Below are 21,039 nucleotides of genomic sequence, written 5' to 3'. Positions count from 1 at the left end.
ATAGAAAAATAGCAGGAAGAATATGAAAGTTGCCATTATTGGAGGAGGAGCAGCGGGAATGTTTTCGGCCATTCAGGTCAAAGTAAATCATCCCAATGCAGAGGTTATTGTTTTTGAGAAATCGCAAAAGGTCTTATCCAAATTAAAGATTTCTGGAGGAGGGCGTTGTAATGTCACCAATGGCGTAGATTCCATTGCCGAATTGGTAAAGGCTTATCCTAGAGGAGGGAAAAAACTAAAAAAACTCTTTCCTATATTTAATAATAAAACCATGCAAAAATGGTTGTTAGACAGAGGAGTAGAAACGCTTATCCAAGAAGATAGGTGTGTTTTCCCTGTGGCACAAGATTCTCAAGTCATTATTGATTGTTTCCTCAATGAAGCCAAAAGATTAGGAGTGACCATAAAGTTTGGTGCAGCTGTTGAGTCCATTAAGCAAGTTGACGAGAAAATAAAAATCTATTTTGCTGATGATAGACATTCTTCACAAGTTTTTGATAAAGTAATTGCGACTACTGGTGGTTCACCCCAACGTAAAGGACTAGATTGGCTTGCCAATTTAGGTCATAAAATAGAAAGTCCGATTCCGTCATTATTTACTTTTAATATGCCCAAAGAATCCATTACTAAGTTGATGGGAATTGTGGTGGAAAATGCCATGACTAATATTCAAGGAACCAAGATGAAAGCTGAAGGGCCGCTTCTCATCACGCATTGGGGAATGAGTGGGCCCGCAATATTAGTACTGTCTTCCTTTGGAGCTCGATATTTAAGCGAGCAGAATTATGACTTTAAAGTTCAGATTAATTGGGTGCACGAAATAAATAATGATAGAGTAAAACAAGAATTAGATAAGATAGTAGAGGAGCATCCCAAGAAGATTTTAGCTAATTATCGACCCTATCTCTTGCCAGAAAGACTGTGGTTGTATTTAGTAGAAAAATGTGAGTTGGACGAGAAGAAAAAGTGGGGTGACCTTTCCAAAAAAGGAGTCAATAAGTTGATAAACATCCTCACTAACGATATCTATTCTGTTCAAGGAAAAACTACCTTCCGCGACGAGTTTGTGACCTGTGGAGGAGTCAGTCTAGAAGATGTCGATTTCAAAACCATGCAAAGTAAAGTAGTGAAAAACCTCTACTTTGCCGGCGAAGTTCTAGATATAGACGCCATCACCGGAGGCTATAATTTCCAAGGTGCTTGGACCACTGGTTTTATTGCTGGGAGGCTTGGGGAATAATTTTGGCCACGAATGCACGAATATTATTGGATTAGGAATGATATTTGAATTTCACAAATACATTAATCACTCTATTTCCTCTTTGCGATATTTTGCGTATTTTTCCCTTTGCGTTTTCTTTGCGTGAAATCTTAAATTCATGTAATCATAACACCCTTCCAATTTTGATAATTCGTGAAAATTAGCCAAATCAGCGAAAATTAGCGGACTATAATCTAAACCAACAAAGTAAGTATAGCCACAGAAACCAAAGCCAATACCACTCCAATAATATTCACACGGCTCAGCTTCTCTCTAAAGAACATCATAGCAATGGCAATAGAAGCCATAATAATTCCCATATTATTCAAGCCATAAACAATAGAACTATCAAAACCACTATGATTGAGTGCTAAAATTAAAAAGTACATACTTCCAAAATTAGCAAGACCAATTAAAACCCCAAAAATCCAAACCAGTGGGTTCCCAAAACTCTTCCATTCTTTAGGATTAAAACTCAAAATGATGATGCCAATAATTCCCGCCAATCCAAAACTAAAAGAAGTAAAAAGGCTCACATCTCCATCACTCACATAACTATGTTGTGCTAGCTTCACGGCAGAATCAATCACTCCAATCACCAAAAACATCAATAAGGGGAGAAGTGAAAACTTCTTTTGCTCGCCAGACTCGTTCTTCTTTAACACCGCCAATACCACAGATACTACTGCTAGAATAATCCCAAGAGTTTTTAAAATACTAGACTCCTCCGAAAAGTATAAAATAGAAAATAGTATGGGAATAATCACCGACATCTTATTGGCAATAGTCGCAACAGCAATTCCTGCTTTTTGGGTGGTATATCCAATCAAATAAAAGCCAATGATCAATAAACTACCAATGACAAAAGAAATATAAATCCATGGGCTATTGAGGATGTATGATAAACTCAATTCGCCATCGAATAGCAATAAGCCAGCAGTGAGAGCCGAAAAATAATTCAATACAATCACAGGTAATAAAGCCACGTTTTTATTGTCCATTAATTTAAAAATAATGGCAATAGTAGTTGATGAAAGTATGCTAAGCAGTAGATATATCATGGGCGCAAATGTAAATCTTTTATCATTAAATTTGTGACCCAATATTTCCCCATGAAAACTAAAATCACAACTAAGCTTAAAGGCATTTCTATAAATAAAGAATTTGAACAGCAGCTCAATAATGCTCTTTTCATTCCTTTGGCTCAAAAGCTGGGAATCCAAATCAAAACCTTCAAAATTCTGGCAGCAGGAGTGATAATCTCAGAAGATTTAGGTTTGTTTGAAGAGTATTTAGAGATTCAAATCAATGATATAGATTTATCTCTTAATAATTATGTAGAAGAATCCGCTGTCTATTCCTGTTTTTGTAATACAGAAACCAGAGAAGAACAATATCCAGAAGTGATGAAGGAGATGATTTTAGATTTATTGAAGCTTAACCAGTCCTTGATTTTAGATCATTTAAATGATAACTGAGTTTAAGCTGTATTCCGAAGGATTAATCCTTTAGCGAACTTTGCGAATTCCTTTGCGTTTTCTTTGCGTGAAATAAAATATTCAGATATAAACCAATGATTTATTTTGGTTAAGCTACCTTGTATGAAAACATGAGGGGGGTATGTCAATAAATATTATCTGAGTTTTTCTGTGCTAATCCGCAAAATCAGTGTCATCTGTGTTCTCCTTTTTTATCTTCTCCAAAAACACCAAATATTCCTCCCGACTATTAATATTATCAAGAATCCCCACATCATCCACCTCAACCGAACAGCTTGAATATTCCCCAAGAAACTCGTTCAGCTTCCAATCCCCCTTCTTCTCATTCACCAATTCTTTTATTAGCCTAGGAGACAATAAAATAGGATGGCCACCTTTTTTATTGAAGACAGGTTTTACAAAATCGGCCTCTTCTCTTTTACCATAAATCTCTTTCAATGTACTTTCCTCAACTACAGGCAAATCACTAGGATGAATGAAAGAATAACCATTATTTTCAAGAGCAGAAAGCCCAAGTTTCAAAGAATAAAACTTTTCATATTCAGGATGTTCATTGATGATTAACTGAATAGGATTAGAAATTCTTAGAGGATGTTGCTCAATATATTTTTCCCCTTCGGAGTTTAGAACCACAATAATGTTTCGAATTCCAATATTTAAATACTGATGAATGATGTTTTCGAGAAAGTTGCTTTGCGAGTTAATCGCCAGCGCAAATTTAGGACTACCCATCCTCGATGAATATCCTGCAGCTAAAATAATGACTGAACAGTCGATTTGCATATTATAATCCATAATTCTTTCTAGACAAAATCTAAATAAGATTTCAAAAATAGTGTAAATAAAGCATATTCAAGACTTTTTATTAAATTTACAGGTCAATATTTATAGCATATGACAGATTATTTTTCCACTATATCATTGGCTTCATTATTAGAAATCATTTTGAAGCAATATGACAGCAACAAATCTATTTTCGGAATCCAAGAGGAACAGTTTTTTAATCCTTTAAACCATAAAGAAATTCATGGTGAAAGGTTTGGTGATTTATTAGAAACGCCAATTGGCGTAGCTGCAGGGCCTCACTCTCAAATGGCACAAAATATTATTGCAGCTTGGTTAACTGGCGCTCGTTTTATTGAGCTCAAAACCATTCAAACACTCGATGAACTTGAGGTTTCTAAACCTTGTATCGACATGCAAGACGAAGGTTATAATTGCGAGTGGTCTCAGGAATTGAAAATACATCAATCCTTTAAGCAGTATTTAAATGCTTGGATTATCATTCATATCTTAAGAGACAAATTCGGCTGGATGGATTCCATAGAACCTGGACTTATTTTCAATATGAGTATAGGTTATAATTACGAAGGCATCCTCAAAGATAATGTGCAGTGGTTTTTCGAGAAGATGGATGATGCTTCTGACGAATTAGTTGAAAAGATAGAAAGCATTAAACATATTTATCCCAATGTTTTGAATTTGTCAATTAATCCTCAACTTTCTAATAATATCACGCTATCCACTATGCATGGTTGTCCTTCTGATGAAATTGAAAAAATTGGAGCGTATCTGATCACGGAAAAGAAGATTCACACTGCCATTAAACTAAATCCTACACTTTTAGGAAAGGAAAAGCTGCATGAAATAATGAAAGCATCGGGATTTGAAACTCAGGTTCCAGATATTGCTTTTGAGCACGATTTAAAATATAAAGATGCGCTCGGAATCATCAAAAACCTTAGTACTAAGGCAAAAGAACAAGATGTTTGTTTCAGTTTAAAGCTCACCAATACTTTGGAGAGTGCCAATCATAAAGAAGTATTTCCTTCAAATGAGGAAATGATGTATATGAGTGGAAAGGCTTTGCATGTGATATCCATGAATGTGGCCTATAAACTCCAAAAAGAATTCAATAATGAATTGGATATTTCCTTTTCTGGTGGTGCTGATGCTTTTAATATTCAAGATATAATAAATTGCGGATTGTCACCAGTTACCGTTTGTAGTGACCTCTTGAAACCTGGTGGATATACCAGATTGCAACAGTATATTCAAGCTCTAGAAAAAATTGAGAAAGCAGAATCCTCTTTCGATTATTTGGAAAAATATATAGAAGAATTAAAGAATAATAAGGCCTATAAGAAGAATGGATTTAACGATCCAAGTATCAAAACCGATAGAGAACTCGGATATTTCGATTGTGCTCATGCGCCATGTGTGGATACTTGTCCAACCAATCAAGGCATCCCTGATTATATGCATTATACTGCAAAAGGCGATTTTGAAAAAGCAGCACAAGTCATTAAGGAAACCAATCCTTTTCCATTAACAACAGGAATGGTTTGTGATCACCTTTGTCAAACGAAATGTACCAGAATCAATTATGACAGCCCTTTACTCATAAGAGAAATAAAAAGATTTATAGCAGAAGAGGCTAAGAAGAACGGAGGAGGGCATCAAGAAAAAATTGGAGATAAAAAAGCAGCCATTATTGGAGCTGGACCCGCAGGCTTATCTTGTGCTTATTATTTAGCCATTGCTGGTGTAGAAGTAAATGTTTACGAGTCAAAAGAGCAAGGTGGTGGAATGGCATCTGGTGCTATCCCTTCCTTCCGATTGACCGATGAGGCCATCGGTTTCGATATGCAAAAAATTATAGATGCAGGTGTAAAGGTTCATTATAATCATCTAATTAAGAAGCAAGAATTTCAAAAGCTTCAAAAGGAGAATCAGGCCATCTTTATTGGTGCTGGAGCTCAGGTCTCAAAAGCTTTAAATATTGATGGAATAAAAGCGGAGGGTGTTTTAGATCCCTTAGATTTTCTCTTCAAAGTAAAAGATAATAAACCTAGTGGAATAGCAAAGAACGTCATCATCATCGGTGGGGGGAATACAGCTATGGATGCTGCCAGAACAGCTTATAGAATGGTTGGCAAGAATGGAAAAGTAACTATCGTTTACAGAAGAACCATCAAGCAAATGCCAGCTGATTTGGGCGAAATAAAAGCCGTTTTAGAGGAGGGTGTTGAAATCGTTCAACTCGCTGCTCCATTAGAAATCAAGACTGAGAATGGCAAGGTACAATCCTTACTTTGTTGTAAAATGAGTTTGGGGAAGAAAGACGAGTCGGGAAGAGCTTCTATCACAGAGATAACAGGTTCTGATTTTGAAATCTTAGCTGATACCATCATTCCTGCTATTGGCCAAGATTTAGATATAGATTTTGCTACAGCTGATGAATTAAAAATTCAAAAAGGAAAATATCAAACCAAGCTTCCTCAAGTGTATATTGGAGGTGATGCTTTGCGTGGCGCCTCAACAGCCATCAATGCCATTGGAGATGGAAGAAAAGCAGCTCAGGAAATTCTAGAAAATCTAGGTTTGGAATATGTTTCTGTACATCAAGAGAAAAGAGAAGCCAAGTCTGTCAAGGAATTGATGCTAAAGAAATCCAAGAGAATAGCGGCTCAAACACCCATTGAAACAAATCTCAATGACAGGAAGAATTTTAAACTCGTTTCAACTACCTTGACTAAGGAACAAGCCATGGAAGAGGCTTCTCGTTGCCTATTATGCGATGAAGTTTGTAATATTTGCACCACGGTTTGTCCAAATTTAGCTTTCCATGCCTATGCAGTGACTCCTCAAAATCTCCAGCTTCAAAATATTAAAGTTAGACAAGGGGAAATGGAGAAAGAAGAAGCGTATCCTTTTAATATAAGTCAATCACAGCAAATTCTTCATATAGCCGATTGGTGTAATCAATGCGGAAACTGTAATACTTTCTGTCCTTCTTCAGGAGCTCCATATCAAGAAAAACCACATTTATACTTAACAATCGAGGAATTTGAGAAAGAAAAAGAGGGTTGTTATTTGAATACAGAAGGAGGAATAACAGAACTCCTGTTTTATAAAGAACAAAATAAATATAACTTAAGATATAAGGAGGGGTCCTTAGAATTTGAAACACAAAACTATCGTTTAACACTAGATAAAAACATTCAGCCTATTGAAATAAAAATAAAAGAAAAAACAAACTTCGAAATTGACTTATCCATAGCCGCTCAAATGAGTTTGCTACTGCAAGGAGCCAAAGATTTTTTAAGAAAATAAATAGAGAACATATAAATACGAAAATGATGAGCACTAACGAATCTGTATTAAAAAACACTATTCAGAGATGTCGTGAAAGACATATTATATTACCAACTTATAAACAAATGAGAAATCCGGATCTGATACCAGAAAAGATCAAGGATAAACTAAAAAATATAGGATTGTGGGATTTAAACTCTCTGAATTTATTTCGTATCAACTGGAAGAATGAACCGGTGAAATCGGGTGGAGGTTTTGGAGATGTGAATTTTTTGGAACTGCCTTCTGAACTCACAGGAACAAAAGCAAGGGTTATCTTATTAATTGGAAAATATTTTCCAACTGGAGCACATAAAGTAGGTGCTACATTTGGACCTTTGGTAGAGAAGCTAATCGATGGGCGTTTCGATCCCACTCGACAAAAAGCACTTTGGCCATCTACCGGAAATTACTGTAGAGGAGGAGCATACGATTCCTACCTTTTAGGTTGTGAATCCATTGCTGTTTTACCAGAAGGAATGTCCAAAGAGCGTTTCGATTGGTTACACAAAGTAGGAGCTGAGGTTTTTGCGACTCCTGGAACCGAAAGTAATGTGAAGGAGATTTACGATAAAGTAAAAGAATTACAAGCCGAAAGAGGAGATAGTATTGTTAATCTCAATCAGTTTGAAGAAATAGGAAATCCATTATGGCATTATGCGGTAACTGGTCATGCCATGGAGGAGGTTTTTAATCAAGTAAAAAATGATGGAGATCGCTTTGCTGGAATGTTCCTCACTCAAGGTTCTGCTGGTACTTTGGGTAGTGCCGATTATTTAAGAGAGGTATATCCAAACCTTAAAGTCTGTGCTGGAGAAGCTTTGCAATGTCCTACTTTATTGGAAAATGGATATGGAGAGCACCGTATCGAAGGTATAGGTGATAAGCATGTTCCATGGATACATAATATCAGAAATATGGATATGGTAGCTGGAATCGATGATAATCCTAACATCCGATTGATGCGCTTGTTTAATGAGAAAGCAGGCCACGATTATTTAAAGAATGAATTGAAAATAGATCCAACAGTAGTTGATCATCTTCATCATTTAGGAATTTCTTCCATTGCTAATTTGATGGGTTCTATTAAGTTGGCTAAGTATTATGAGATGACAGAGAACGATGTGGTATTCTCTGTTGCTACAGATTCCATGGAAATGTATCAATCACGCTTAACTGAAGAGAAAGAACTTCATGGTGAGTTTACCAATAGAGATGCAGCCGTTAGTTTTGAAGCAGATATGTTAGGCTTAAATATCGATCACATGATTGAAATGAATTATTACGAGAAGAAGCGAATGCACAATCTTAAATATTTCACATGGATAGAACAGCAAGGAAAAACAGTAGAAGAACTCAATGCCCAATGGTATGATGAGAATTATTGGAAATCACGATACGCCAAAGTAGACGAATGGGATGAAAAGATAGAAGCGTTTAACGAGAGGACAGGAGTAGCAAAAGAGTATAATTAGTTTTCCAATAAAGCTTGACTTAATCATTAGGCTCGCCTTCTAAATGGTCGTTTAAGGAAAGTAAACTCACATATAGAAGGCTGTACAAGTCTCGAACCGACTGAAAGGAGCTCACGAACACAAAACAAGCTGTACTATTTGTGAGTAATTCAAGCTTTCTTGTTTAAACTATTAACTCGGGCATTGCGCTCCATCGGATTTGTAATCCGATGTGTTTTGTTAGTAGCAAATTGAAAATCCGCTAGAGCTTATGTTTTGTAAATAAATTGCAGATTTGTTAGTATATTAGATTACTCTTTGCGTCTCTGCGGCTTTGTATGAGAATAGAAGTAATAAAAAACGAAATTAAATGGTTAACTCAAAGTTCCACTACCAATGTACCGACTGCGGAAAAACACACAAGGAATCCGAAACAAAATATCTCTGTCCAATATGTAGTAAAGATGCCCCAACAGATCAACCTCCAAAGGGAGTTCTTAAAGCAATTTATAATTACAAGAAGATGCAGGACAAAGGAGTGGATTTTAAAACCCTTAAACAAAATCAATTCCTAGATTTATTACCCATTCAAAACCTAGAAAGCCTACCCAATCTTAGAGTAGGACAAACTCCATTATACTGTATCAAGAAGTTTGAGAATGAAATACTCAATTTCAGACTTTTCCTAAAAGACGATTCCCAGAATCCTACTTATTCCTTTAAAGATAGAGCTTCGGCAGTAGTTTCTGCTTATGCAAAGGAACAGGGTTTTGAAACTATTGTTGCTGCTTCAACAGGAAATGCGGGTTCTTCCTTAGCCGGAATTTGCGCTGCCCAAAATCAAAAGGCCATTATTATGGTTCCAGAAGCAGCTCCAATAGCAAAATTGAGTCAGATTTTAATGTATGGTGCGCAGATAGTTCCAGTAAAAGGAACTTATGATGATGCATTCGATTTCAGTATAAAAGCCACAGAAGAGTTTGGGTGGTATAATCGAAATACTGCCTTTAATCCCTTGACTATTGAAGGAAAGAAAACCGTTTCCTATGAGTTATTTGAACAAATGGGAGAGGAGATTCCTGATTTCATCTTCGTTCCTGTGGGTGATGGGGTTATTATCAGTGGAGTATATAAAGGCTTCGAAGATTTGTTGAAATTGGGAATCATCAATAAATTACCCACCATAATAGCAGTTCAAGCTGAGAATAGTGATAATCTAGTCCGAAATATTGGTTGTAAAACTTTTCATGTAGAGGAAAGCCATACCGTGGCGGATTCCATTTCTGTGGATATTCCTCGAAACTTTAATATGGCTCAACAATTTATTCAAAATTATATTGGAAAATGGTTGACTGTTAGCGATCAAGAAATTTTAAAAGCATCCTCTATTTTGTCTAAAGAAACAGGCTTGTTTGCTGAGCCTGCTGCTTCTGCTGCTTTTGCTGGATTTGAAAAATGGAAATCTCAAAATCTAATTCCAAAAGACTCCTCAGTCATAGTCTTGCTGACGGGTAGCGGACTTAAAGATTTAAAAGCCATCAGCCAAATCATCAATATGCCAAAATCTATAAAACCATCCTTAGATGAACTTAAAAACTTAATGTCATGATTAATTTCACATTAAACGGAGAAAAACATCATTACGATGGAGATTTGAATCAATCCTTATTGTCGTATTTACGTCTAGACCAACATCTAACAGCGGTTAAAGATGGCTGTTCAGGGCAAGCGGCCTGTGGGGCTTGTACAGTGGAAGTCAATGGTAAAGCAGTTTTATCTTGCGTGACCAAAATGCAAAGACTCGATGGGGCTGAGATATTCACTCCTGAAGGATTTCCGAAATATGTTTTAGATACCATCGCTAAGGCATTTGTAAATAAAGGTGCAGTGCAATGTGGTTTTTGTTCTCCAGGATTTATAAGTAGAACCAAAGTCTTATTACAGAATAATCCCAATCCTAGTATCGAAGAAATTCAAAAAGCTATAAAGCCTCATCTTTGCCGTTGTACGGGATATAAAAAAATTGAGGAGGCCATTCAATATGCAGGTGCGCATATTTGTGAAAATAAGTCCTTAGAAGTAACTCAGACTTCAGGTAAGATTGGTGTAGCTGAGCCTAAATATCAAGCTTATGAAACAGCTATCGGTCAACGAGATTTTGTGGATGATATCTTCTTTGATGATATGTTATTTGCCGCATTAAAATTTTCCGATTATCCCAAGGCTAAGGTGCTGAAAATAAACACTGCTGAGGCAGAAAGATATCCCGGTGTCCATCGTGTGGTATTAGCTAAAGACATACCAGGTGAGAAGGTTGTGGGGTTGATTTTACAGGATTGGTCGGTGATGATAGAGGAGGGCAAGACTACGCATTTCATTGGGGATGTTATTGTTGGTGTGATTGCCGATTCCGATCAAATTGCCAGAGAAGCTATTGCACTTATTGAAGTAGATTATGAGGTGCTTGAACCAGAAACCGATGTTTTTAAAGCCATTGATGGAGCAGCTGTACATCAAGAAAGACCCAATCATTTCGATACTTGTCAGTTTACCATTGGTGATGCTGACAAAGCCATTGAGGAATCTGCCTTTGTAAGTTCTGGGAATTATGAAACCCAAAGAATAGAGCATGCATTTCTAGAAAAAGAAGCTGCCGTGGCTCGTCCCGATGGAAAAGGAGGGATGGAATTGTTTAGTCAAAGTCAAGGTGTTTATGAGGACCGTAGACAAGTGGCCATGATTTTAGGATTACAAGAAGAACAAGTAAGAGTGGTTCTGGTTCCAAATGGTGGAGGTTTTGGTGGTAAGGAAGATTTGAGCATCCAAGGTCATACTGCATTGTTTTCGTTTCTAATGAATCGTCCGGTAAAGATTACCTTAAGGAGAGAAGAATCCATCATATTGCACCCCAAACGACATCCTGTTTTTATGGATATTTCTGTGGCTGCTAATAAAGAAGGAAAGCTCACCGCCTTAAAGTTAAAAGCAGTTGGAGATACTGGAGCCTATGCTTCTGTAGGAATGAAGGTGATGGAAAGAGTAGCTGGTCATGCTTCTGGTGGTTATTTTATTCCGCAAATAGATATTGAAGCCAAGACCGTCTATACCAATAATATTCCCTGTGGTGCCATGCGTGGTTTTGGTGCCAATCAGGTGGCTTTTGCTTTAGAAAGTTGTATAGATGATATTTGTGAGCAAGGGAATTTTGACCGATGGAAATTTCGTTATGATAATGCATTGATGGATGGTTTAACAACTTCCACCGGGCAACAATTACAGGGTGTTGGATTAAGACAATGTCTAGATGCACTGAAAGAGGATTTTTATGAAAACAAATTTGTGGGCTTAGCATGTGCCATTAAAAACTCAGGTGTTGGAAATGGAATGCAAGATGAATCTAAAGTGATTATTGAAATCATCTCAGAAGATAAAGTTTTATTACAACATGGTTGGACAGAGATGGGACAGGGTGTTCATAATATGGCACTCCAAACCTTATGTGAAGAAACTGGGATTTCGCCTTCAATTATAGAAGTAAAAGTAGATACCGAAGCTCAGATTAAAACTGGTATGACTACCTCTTCTCGTGCCACCGCTTTGGTGGGATTGGCAGTTATAAATGCGGCTCAAAATTTGAAGAAGGATTTAACTACAAATACCCTCCTCCAATTGGTAGGAAAAACCTATAGAGGTGCTTTTGTTTGCGACTGGACCACTAAGCCCGGAGCTGATGTCGAAAATCCTATCATTCACTATTCCTATGGATATGCTGCCCAACTTTGTGTATTGAATGAGGAGGGTAATATTGAAAAAATGGTTGCGGCACATGATGCCGGAAAAATCATGAATCCCATGTTATTCGAAGGTCAGATAGAAGGCGGAGTTCACATGGGTTTGGGATATGCCTTAACGGAAGATTTGCCCATGAAAGATGGATTTCTGGTATCAGATAAAATGCGGCAATTGGGAGTGCTACGAGCTCATGAAACTCCAGAAATCATAGTGAAAGGAGTAGAGGTAAAAGACCCTGTGGGTCCATACGGAGCCAAGGGAATTGGAGAAATCGGACTGGTTCCAACCGCTGCCGCTGTGGCCAATGCTTTTTATAGCTTTGATGGAGTACGAAGATATAAACTACCACTAAGTAAATAAGAATACAAGTAGCACAACTCTCCCGAGTTGTGGCTTTTAAACGATTTGAAGATTAAGAATATGTCACTAATCCTAAAAAACACAAAATACATCAACTGGGAAACATTAGAATTCTCAGACACCAATATAAAAGTAAATGAAGGAATCGATGAAAGCTTAGCGTTTTTCGATGGTTTTGATAAAATATCAATCTCTGAAGATGATCAGATTATCGATTGTCAAGGGAGATTTGTGACCAAATCCTTCGCTGTTGGCCACCACCATGCTTATTCTGCCTTAAGTCGAGGAATGCCAGCTCCAAAGAATTCACCGCATAACTTTTTAGAGATTTTACAGTATATCTGGTGGAATTTAGATAAATCATTGGATAAAGAGATGATTGAAGCCAGTGCTTTGGCTACGGCCATTGCCTGTGCTAAATCTGGTTCTACTTTTGTTATTGATCATCATGCCTCACCAAATCATGTGAAGGGTTCCTTGGAAATCATGGCTAAAGCTTTTGACAAAGTAGGAGTTGACCATTTGCTTTGTTATGAAATATCCGACAGAGATGGCATTGCTATTGCTGAGGAGGGCTTAGAAGAAAGTGAAGAATATCTGAATCATCATCAGGCTTTGGTGGGCTTGCATGCTTCTTTTACGGTAGGTGATGAAACCATGAAACGAGCTGTAGATTTAATGAGGAAGAAAGATTCCGGCATTCATATCCACACAGCTGAAGATTTCTATGACCAAGAGCAGTGTTTGCAGAAACATGGCAAACGAGTGGTGGAAAGACTAAACGAGTTTGGTGTTTTAGAATCCTCAAAATCTATTTTAGGTCATTGTCTGCATATTGATAATAAGGAACGGGACTTGATTAGAGACGGAAAAGCATTTGTAGTGCAGAACATGGAAAGCAATTTGAATAATAATGTGGGGCTTTTCAATGGAAAAAACTTGGGAGATAGAATTATGCTGGGAACTGATGGAATGCATAGTGATATGATTCGTTCTGCACAAACAGCTTTCTTCTCAGGGCAAGCAAAAGACAATATCGATTTCGTTTCTGCTTATGAGCGTTTTAGAAAAGTTCATCATTATTTAGCTATCAATGGTTTCAAAGGAGATGGAGAAAACAACTTGGTCATTCTTGATTATCCAAGCCCAACAGACTTTAATCAAAATAATTTCTTGGGGCATTTTATATTTGGTTGGTCCTCAAACATGGTTACCGATGTTATCTCAAATGGAAAACTAATCATAAAAGATAGAATCCTCCAAACCATAAATGAAGAAGAAGTTTGGAAATTCACAAAAGAACAAGCCAACAGACTTTGGAAAAAGCTATAGTGCTTTTTTCATTGTGAAATATCAAAGCTGCAGAGCAGCGCAATATTTATAGCTCAGCACAAAGTGCTGGGTGATAAGTAAAAAAAGGTTTTCAAAGCAGCCCAAAGTATTCAGGAAAGAGTCATCTCCTCATCTGCGATGTATGAAATTAAAATGAAAGAATAATTTAAAAAAGGCTTTGTCAAAGCAAATTTAAAATGGAAATACTAATAAAAAACGCAAATATCATAAACGCAGATTCCACAAACTCCGCCGACATCCTCTGCAAGAATGGAAAAATCTTAGAAATAGGAAAAGAACTAAAGGTCCAATCTAAAAAAGCTAAAATCATAGACGCAGAAGGCAAATATGTATTTCCAGGAGGAATAGACCCTCACGTACACATGCATCTTCCAACACCAGCAGGTTTCTCTGCCGACGATTTTGAATCAGGAAGCAAAGCAGCATTCAAAGGTGGAACCACCACTATCATAGATTTTGTAACACCCCAAAAAGGACAAAGCCTTCAAGATGCCATAAAAGAACGTCAAGAGGAAGCAAGAAATAGCCTTATTGATTGTTATTTTCATGTGAGTCCCATAGAATGGCGCGATTCCATGGAGCAAGAAATAGCGCAATGCATTAAAGATGGATACAAAAGTTTCAAAGTCTATATGGCCTATAAAGACAGTATTGGCTTAGACGATGATGTGCTATTAAAAGTAATGAAAGCAGTAGCAAAACATGGCGGAATGGTAACGCTACATTGCGAAATGGGAGATAAAATAGAGGAGGCTAGAAATCGACTTTATGCAGAAAATAAAAGAAGTCCGAAGTATCATGCCATTTCTCGTCCAGCAAAATGGGAAGCACAAGCCGTAAAAAGAGCTATAGAATTAGCAACACAAGCCGATTGTCCTATTTACATAGTTCACGTTTCGGCCAAAGAATCACTGGTTTATATAGCTGCAGCACAGGATAAAGGTCAGCAAGTGATAGCTGAAACTTGTCCACAATATTTGCTCTATGATGACTCTATTTATGAAGAAGATTTTGAAACAGCAGCTAATTTTATCATGAGCCCTCCTCCAAGAAAAAAAGAAGATCAAGAAGCCTTATGGGCAGCCATAAAATCTGGAGTGGTCTCCACCATAGGAACAGATCACTGTCCATTTACCAAAGAACAAAAAGCATTGGGAAAAGACGATTTCAGAAAAATTCCCAATGGCACAAGAGGAGTGGAGCAAAGATTAAACCTTATCTATAAACATGGAGTCTTAGAAAATAGAATCACACTACAAGAATACGTAGCTATCACATCCACCAATGCAGCCAAAACCTTTGGCCTATTTCCTCAAAAAGGCCAAATAGCTATTGGCTCCGATGCTGATATTAGGGTCGTCAACCCGCAAAGCGGGTCGACGACCCTAACTCTAAAAGCGAACCCGCTTGGCACCAGAATCTAAAATTCCTTGCAATACAGCGACAGGATTTTTAAATTTATTGGCAAACATCATAGCAGCAATAATATAAGGTTTAAAACCCGCTTCGTGATAGGTTTTGATTCTATATTTCTCAAATACTTCTGCTTCTACTTCTCCATCTTTACAAGAAACATCAGAAATATCTGCTGGCAGACAATGCATATATAAAGCATCCCCATCTTTTGTGGTTTTGCGCATTTCCTCAGAGTACTCCCAGTCTTTGAACTTGGCATTATTTTCTAGAGCTTTCTGCTCCAATTTCTCTAAGCCTTCAACGTCTTTGTTTTTCAATAACTCTGTACGCTCTTGCATAATATGGAAAGGTGCCCAACTTTTAGGATATACAATATCTGCATCTTTCATGGCTTTGGACATATCATGACTTACTTTAAAAGAACCACCACTTTTCTCCGCATTGTCCTTCGCAATATCCACGATTTCAGGAATTAAATCATAGCCTTCAGGATAGGTCAATTCCACATCCATTCCATAGCGAGTCATCAATGCAATAATTCCTTGTGGCACCGACATGGGTTTTCCATAGCTAGGAGAGTAAGCCCAGCTCATGACTATTTTCTTTCCTTTTAAATTCTCTAAGGAACCAAACTCATTTTTAAGATGTAATAAATCGGCCATGGATTGAGTAGGGTGATCCATATCACATTGTAAGTTTACAATTCCTGGGCGGTTTGGAAGTACTTTCTTTTCATAACCTTCATCTAAAGCTTCGGCTACTTCACGCATGTATTTATGGCCTTCCCCAAGGTACATATCATCACGGATTCCAATGGCATCTGTAAGAAATGAGATCATGTTCGCGGTTTCTCTCACGGTCTCTCCGTGGGCGATTTGTGATTTGGTTTCATCCATATCTTGCACGGCCATTCCGAGGAGGTTAGCAGCGGAGGCAAAAGAAAAACGAGTTCGGGTGGAATTGTCTCTAAATATGGAAACGGCTAAACCAGAGTCGAATACTTTTGGAGAGATATTCTCATCACGCATTTGTTTTAAAATGGCAGCAATTTCTAATATAGCTTTTAATTCATCGTCGCTTTTTTCCCAGGTTAATAAGAAGTCTTTTCCGAATAGATCGGTGTCTAATTGAGCTAGGGTTTTAATTTTGTCTTGTATGTTCATATTTTAAAAGTTAATAGTTAACAGTGAATAGATATCAGTTGATAAAGGTTAAGAGGTTTGATGTTTAATTTTTAAAAATTCAATTCTGACTAATCATTTCTCTTTTTTTTCTTATGCGTTCTTTGCGAAAGTTCTTTGCGATTTCTTTGAGTGGAATCTGTTTTTGTTCAAGATTTAAAGCTTATAAGCAAATGCGGCGTAAAATGCAGAGGCTATCACTAAATCGTTGATGGCCACTTTTTCATTTGGTGCATGAGCCAGAACTTCGTTTCCAGGACCAAAACCTATCATTGGAATTTTGTATATGCCATTGATAACTACTCCATTGGTTGAGAAGGTCCACTTGTCGACTTTTGGTTTTTTGGCATAAAGTGCCTCATAAGCTTGTACACCCGTTTGAACCACTTGATGGTCTTCTGGGATTTTCCAGGTTGGATAATATTTCTCCATGCCGTAGGTTAATCCAGTATAGGCCTCCTCCGAATAGTCTAATACTTCAACTTTGGCATTTAATCCTTCTAGAAGGTCTTCAATTTCTTTTACAGCAGATTCTTTAGTTTCTCCCCAAGTGAGGCGGCGATCTAAATGTAATCTGGCAAAATCAGAAACTGCGCATAGTGATGGACTTTCAGAAACAAATTCAGAGATGGTCACGCTTCCTTTCCCTAAAAACTCATCGTAGGCCAATCGTTCATTGAGCTTTTCAATTTCAAGAGCCACTTTTGAAGCCAAATAAATGGCGTTTTTGCCTCTTTCGGGAGCCGAGCCGTGGGAAGAAACTCCATAGAAACTCACATGCATTTCCATTCTTCCTCTATGTCCACGATAAATATTTAGATTGGTAGGTTCAGTGCTGATGGCGAAGTCGGGTTTTATTTTTTCCTCTTCTACCAAATATTTCCAGCATAGTCCATCGCAATCTTCCTCCATTACGCTTCCTACAAAGTATATAGTCAAATCTTTATCGAAGCCAAGTTCTTTTAAAATCCTTCCAGAAGTAACAAAAGCCGCAGGGCCTCCTTCTTGATCAACGGTGCCTCGGCCATGAACATATCCATCTTTTATCTCCCCGCCGAGAGGATCGAAATCCCAGTTACTCAGATTTCCATTATCCACTGTGTCCATGTGACCATCGATAGCTAATATTGTGCTTCCATTACCAATTCTTCCTATCACATTGCCTAGGCCATCTATCCTCACTTCATCAAACCCAGCCTCCTCCATTTGTCGTTTGAGTTCGAGCTGAACTTCTTTTTCCTGCGTGCTTAAAGACTTTATTTTAACCAGCTTAGAAAGATTCTCTGCGGTATAATCTCGATATTTCTCTGATAAGGATTTTATTTGTTCTATTGTGTTTTGCATATAACTAGAATTAAAATGTTTTTAGTATCTACCATGGATTTTGAAAATGAATATGGTGAATAAGTACGAATACTTATAGAATATTTCATTCATTCAAAATACAAGCAGGCTTGCTTTGTAATTGGTAATAGATACTTCCTTGTAAATATAAGAAATTATTGGGTATGAAGGTCTGATTGTTTGATAGATAGGTTTAGAAAAAATCGCCTTGTTTATAAGTTGTTGTTACTGGGAAAACAAAATAAATCTCACTTATTCCGCCCTAATAGTTTTTTATCAAAATAGAGTGAAAAAGAAAAAGAGCTATAGAATAAATCTATAACTCTTTTTGAATTTATGTCGGAATGACAAGACTTGAACTTGCGACCCCTTGACCCCCAGTCAAGTGCGCTACCAACTGCGCCACATCCCGATTTCTGTGCTGCAATTTTAGGGGGGATTTATCTTGGTTTCTACTCTTGAAAAATATGCAAAAGCCAAATAGTAAGATAAACCTCGAATTGCGGCTGCAAATATATGGAATTATTAAATGGACTAAGCTTTTTTAGCCAAAAAATATTAGCCCAATAAAAGCTCTTTTACTAAGCTACTTATGGTTTTGCTATCGGCTTTTCCTGCAAACTTTTTACTGGCCATTCCCATCAATTTCCCCATGTCTTTCATGCTAGAAGCACCTGTGATTTCAATGATTTCTGCTATCTCTTTTCTGAGTGAAGCTTCATCCATTTGTTGAGGAAGGTAAGCTTGAATGATATCGGCTTCGTAAACTTCATCTTCTGCTAGTTCAGGTCTGTTTTGTTTGGTAAAAATATCAGCAGATTCTCTTCTTTGCTTAACCAACTTTTGTAAAATTTTAAGCTCCACTGTTTCAGGGATTTCGCCACTATTGGTGTCTTTTCCGGTTTTCTCAAGAAGAAGAGCGGCTTTTATAGCTCTTAATGCACCTAATTTCTTCTTGTCCTTGCTGATCATGGCAGCTTTAATATCGTTATTGATTAAAATTTCTAAGCTCATATTATTATTTTTTGCAAAGATAATAAAAGAGGCGTTTATTGGTATGTTGTTTGTGTGTTTTCGTAAAACGATGTTTGTAATCAATAAATGACATCTATTTAATACTTAAAAATGATCTAATTATTGTTCTTTCTTGAATCATGAAGGTGGTCGGCAGAGTTATTAATTTTTTAAATTGAATTTCTGGACGACCTAAATATAACTATTGTTCTTAACCATGGGCGCTGCCCATGGCTATTTTTAACAAAGACTTTCAGCCTTTTTTTTACAATTAAATAAAAGCTGCCTTTTAGTGAAAGCATGATTGTAAAGTTGTTCAGAATCATAAGACCCTGAAAGGGTCAATTATTTCAACCTTGGGCTGCGCCCAAGGTAAATGAGTAGAGATGTCAAAATAGCCGTCCCTAGGTCTCAGGAATAAAAAAGAAATGCAACCGGCGATTAATGATCTAAGGAATAGGCTTAGTCTGATTTTAGCAAATATGATATTTTTAAAGACGTTTTGATCAAAAGAAAAGCCAAAACAAAACCCCTTATCATATTTTGATAAGGGGTCGTTGGTAGGATTATATGTTATAATATTAATCTACATTATCATGTAAAAAACTGTTATTAGTTTTGATTTCAGTGTTGCCTTCGTTATCTGAGAGGGAGTAACGAGCCACTTCTGATTCTTGTGAACTAACAGTATGTGAGATGTGTATATTTTTTCTTTTATAAGCAGGAACGTTCTCCATTTCATCAATATTTTTACCGCTTTTATTGATATAGGATAGCTGTCTGAGTTTTTTAGCTCTTTCAGATAGTTTTCTTTCACTTTCTTCTGAAATTTTAGATGGCTCAGGATTTTTGATATCATTTTCATTGCTTACTTCTGAAACTTCTGGAGCATCTTCGCCTAGTGTTTTGATGATGATATTTGGTTCTTCTTGTTTTTCTTCTTTTTGCTTGGTTTCAGGAGTGCTCATTTTTGGTTGAGAGTCTTGAAAAAGCTGATGTTCGATCTTGGGCTCTTCTTCTTTCTTTAACATTAATGTTGGTGCATCAATAGTTTGAGAAGTTGCTGTGGCTTGGACTTCTTGTGGCTTTGTTACCGGAACTTCTGCGTTTAAAGGTGTAACAGTTTTTGCTGTTGACTCTTCCTTAGTCGCCATTCCTTCTCTATCAAAACCTGTTGCAATTAATGTGATAGAAATAGAATTACCTAAATTTTTGTCTGTACCACTACCCCAAATCACCTCACATTGCTCACCAGTTTGATCTATGATATAATCTGTGATTTCAGATACTTCATCCATTGAAATTTCGCTATCTGTACCAGTAGCAATGTAAAGAAGCATATTGTTGGCGCCATGAATATCATTATCATTCAATAATGGTGAATTCAATGCCATTTCAGCTGCTTCCATAGCTCTGTTCTCGCCTTCGGCTACTCCAGCACCCATGATAGCAACACCGCTGTCTTTCATTACTGTTTTCACATCTTCAAAATCCACGTTGATGTATCCAGTGACAGTGATAATTTCTGCAATACCTTTTGCGGCAGTTGCAAGAATGTTGTCAGCACGGCTGAATGCTTCAGATAGTTTTAAATTGCCATGGAGCTCTCTTAATTTATCGTTGCTGATAATAAGAATGGTATCCACGTATTTTTTCATTTCAGTGATACCTGCTTCTGCCAGTTGCTTACGCTTTCTGCCTTCGAAACCAAAAGGAATAGTAACAATACCCACGGTGAGTATGTCTAATTCTGCGGCGGCCTGTGCAATAACGGGAGCTGCTCCAGTACCCGTGCCACCACCCATTCCAGCTGTTATAAACAACATTTTGGTGTTAACCTCCAGTACCTCTTTAATCTTTTCGATATCTTCGATGGCAGCATTGCGACCAACTTCTGGTTTTGAGCCGGCGCCTCGACCTTCTGTTAAGCTGGTACCCAGCTGTATTTTTGTTGGAATTGGGCTGCATTCCAAAGCTTGTGCATCGGTATTGCACAAGATGAAATCTACACCTTGAATTCCTTGACTAAACATATGGTTTACAGCGTTTCCGCCGCCTCCGCCTACCCCTAATACTTTTATTATGGATGACTGATCTTTTGGTGAATCAAATGCTAACATAATCCTCTCATTTTATTTTACTAATGTATAAACGCTAATTCCTTCATTAGTGGAAATTAATAACTTTTATTAACAAAATCTATGTTGATAATCCTCGACTATCAATGC

The 21,039-nt window shown here is 37.3% G+C and carries 14 protein-coding genes and 1 tRNA gene; 8 read left to right on the top strand and 7 right to left on the bottom strand.

Translation table 11 applies throughout. From position 1 onward, the window contains the following. Positions 1-22 precede the first annotated feature (22 nt). Positions 23-1,240 carry an NAD(P)/FAD-dependent oxidoreductase gene (locus HNS38_RS07490; RefSeq protein ID WP_172346226.1) on the top strand — a complete coding sequence of 406 codons (1,218 nt, stop codon included), beginning with the start codon at positions 23-25 and terminating at the stop codon, positions 1,238-1,240. Positions 1,241-1,455: 215 nt separating this feature from the next. Here the strand turns inward: HNS38_RS07490 and HNS38_RS07485 are convergent, their stop codons facing one another. After that, positions 1,456-2,322, bottom strand: coding sequence for a DMT family transporter (locus tag HNS38_RS07485; RefSeq protein WP_172346225.1), 867 nt, complete (start codon positions 2,320-2,322; stop codon positions 1,456-1,458). Between the two features lie 51 nt (positions 2,323-2,373). Between HNS38_RS07485 and HNS38_RS07480 the strand changes: the two genes are divergently transcribed. Continuing rightward, the gene (locus tag HNS38_RS07480; RefSeq protein WP_172346224.1) at positions 2,374-2,739 is read left to right on the top strand and encodes a hypothetical protein; all 366 of its coding nucleotides are present in this window, start codon (positions 2,374-2,376) and stop codon (positions 2,737-2,739) included. Positions 2,740-2,913: 174 nt separating this feature from the next. On the opposite strand, the gene HNS38_RS07475 is transcribed toward HNS38_RS07480, so the two are convergent. Next, entirely contained in the window at positions 2,914-3,555 is a 642-nt protein-coding gene (locus tag HNS38_RS07475; protein WP_172346223.1) for an NTP transferase domain-containing protein, read from the bottom strand. A 99-nt stretch (positions 3,556-3,654) separates the two neighbouring features. On the opposite strand from HNS38_RS07475, the gene ygfK reads away from it, so the two are divergent. From ygfK to hydA, 6 genes are all read left to right on the top strand, one after another. Beyond that, complete coding sequence (gene ygfK, locus HNS38_RS07470; RefSeq protein ID WP_172276803.1) at positions 3,655-6,876, top strand: putative selenate reductase subunit YgfK; 3,222 nt, start codon at positions 3,655-3,657, stop codon at positions 6,874-6,876. Positions 6,877-6,902: 26 nt separating this feature from the next. Then, on the top strand, positions 6,903-8,372 hold the full coding sequence (locus tag HNS38_RS07465) for a pyridoxal-phosphate dependent enzyme (protein ID WP_216663661.1): 1,470 nt from the start codon (positions 6,903-6,905) through the stop codon (positions 8,370-8,372). Between the two features lie 349 nt (positions 8,373-8,721). Beyond that, the gene (thrC, locus tag HNS38_RS07460) at positions 8,722-9,960 is read left to right on the top strand and encodes a threonine synthase (RefSeq protein ID WP_172346222.1); all 1,239 of its coding nucleotides are present in this window, start codon (positions 8,722-8,724) and stop codon (positions 9,958-9,960) included. Then, positions 9,957-12,503, top strand: coding sequence for a selenium-dependent xanthine dehydrogenase (gene xdh, locus HNS38_RS07455; RefSeq protein WP_172346221.1), 2,547 nt, complete (start codon positions 9,957-9,959; stop codon positions 12,501-12,503). Before thrC ends, xdh begins: the two co-directional genes overlap by 4 nt. A gap of 60 nt (positions 12,504-12,563) precedes the next feature. Continuing rightward, positions 12,564-13,835 (top strand): amidohydrolase family protein, encoded by a 1,272-nt coding sequence (locus HNS38_RS07450; RefSeq protein ID WP_172346220.1) that lies wholly within the window; start codon positions 12,564-12,566, stop codon positions 13,833-13,835. A 197-nt stretch (positions 13,836-14,032) separates the two neighbouring features. Then, the gene (gene hydA / locus HNS38_RS07445) at positions 14,033-15,280 is read left to right on the top strand and encodes a dihydropyrimidinase (RefSeq protein ID WP_172346219.1); all 1,248 of its coding nucleotides are present in this window, start codon (positions 14,033-14,035) and stop codon (positions 15,278-15,280) included. Here the strand turns inward: hydA and ygeW are convergent. The 5 genes from ygeW to ftsZ form a co-directional block, all read right to left on the bottom strand. Further along, a complete protein-coding gene (ygeW, locus tag HNS38_RS07440) occupies positions 15,248-16,435 on the bottom strand; it encodes a knotted carbamoyltransferase YgeW (RefSeq protein ID WP_172346218.1) in 1,188 nt (395 codons plus the stop codon). The two genes, hydA and ygeW, sit on opposite strands and share 33 nt — an antisense overlap. A 174-nt stretch (positions 16,436-16,609) precedes the next feature. Then, on the bottom strand, positions 16,610-17,797 hold the full coding sequence (locus tag HNS38_RS07435; protein WP_172346217.1) for a YgeY family selenium metabolism-linked hydrolase: 1,188 nt from the start codon (positions 17,795-17,797) through the stop codon (positions 16,610-16,612). 339 nt (positions 17,798-18,136) lie between these two features. Continuing rightward, a tRNA-Pro gene (locus HNS38_RS07430) sits at positions 18,137-18,209 on the bottom strand. Positions 18,210-18,355: 146 nt separating this feature from the next. After that, on the bottom strand, positions 18,356-18,811 hold the full coding sequence (locus tag HNS38_RS07425) for a GatB/YqeY domain-containing protein (protein ID WP_172276827.1): 456 nt from the start codon (positions 18,809-18,811) through the stop codon (positions 18,356-18,358). 581 nt (positions 18,812-19,392) lie between these two features. Continuing rightward, complete coding sequence (gene ftsZ, locus HNS38_RS07420) at positions 19,393-20,931, bottom strand: cell division protein FtsZ (RefSeq protein ID WP_172276830.1); 1,539 nt, start codon at positions 20,929-20,931, stop codon at positions 19,393-19,395. Positions 20,932-21,039: the final 108 nt, after the last annotated feature.

It is taken from the genome of Lentimicrobium sp. L6, assembly GCF_013166655.1.
Taxonomy (GTDB): Bacteria; Bacteroidota; Bacteroidia; order Bacteroidales; family UBA12170; genus UBA12170.
Note: the sequence above shows the minus strand (reverse complement) of the source record. Positions and strands in the feature narration are given on the sequence as shown.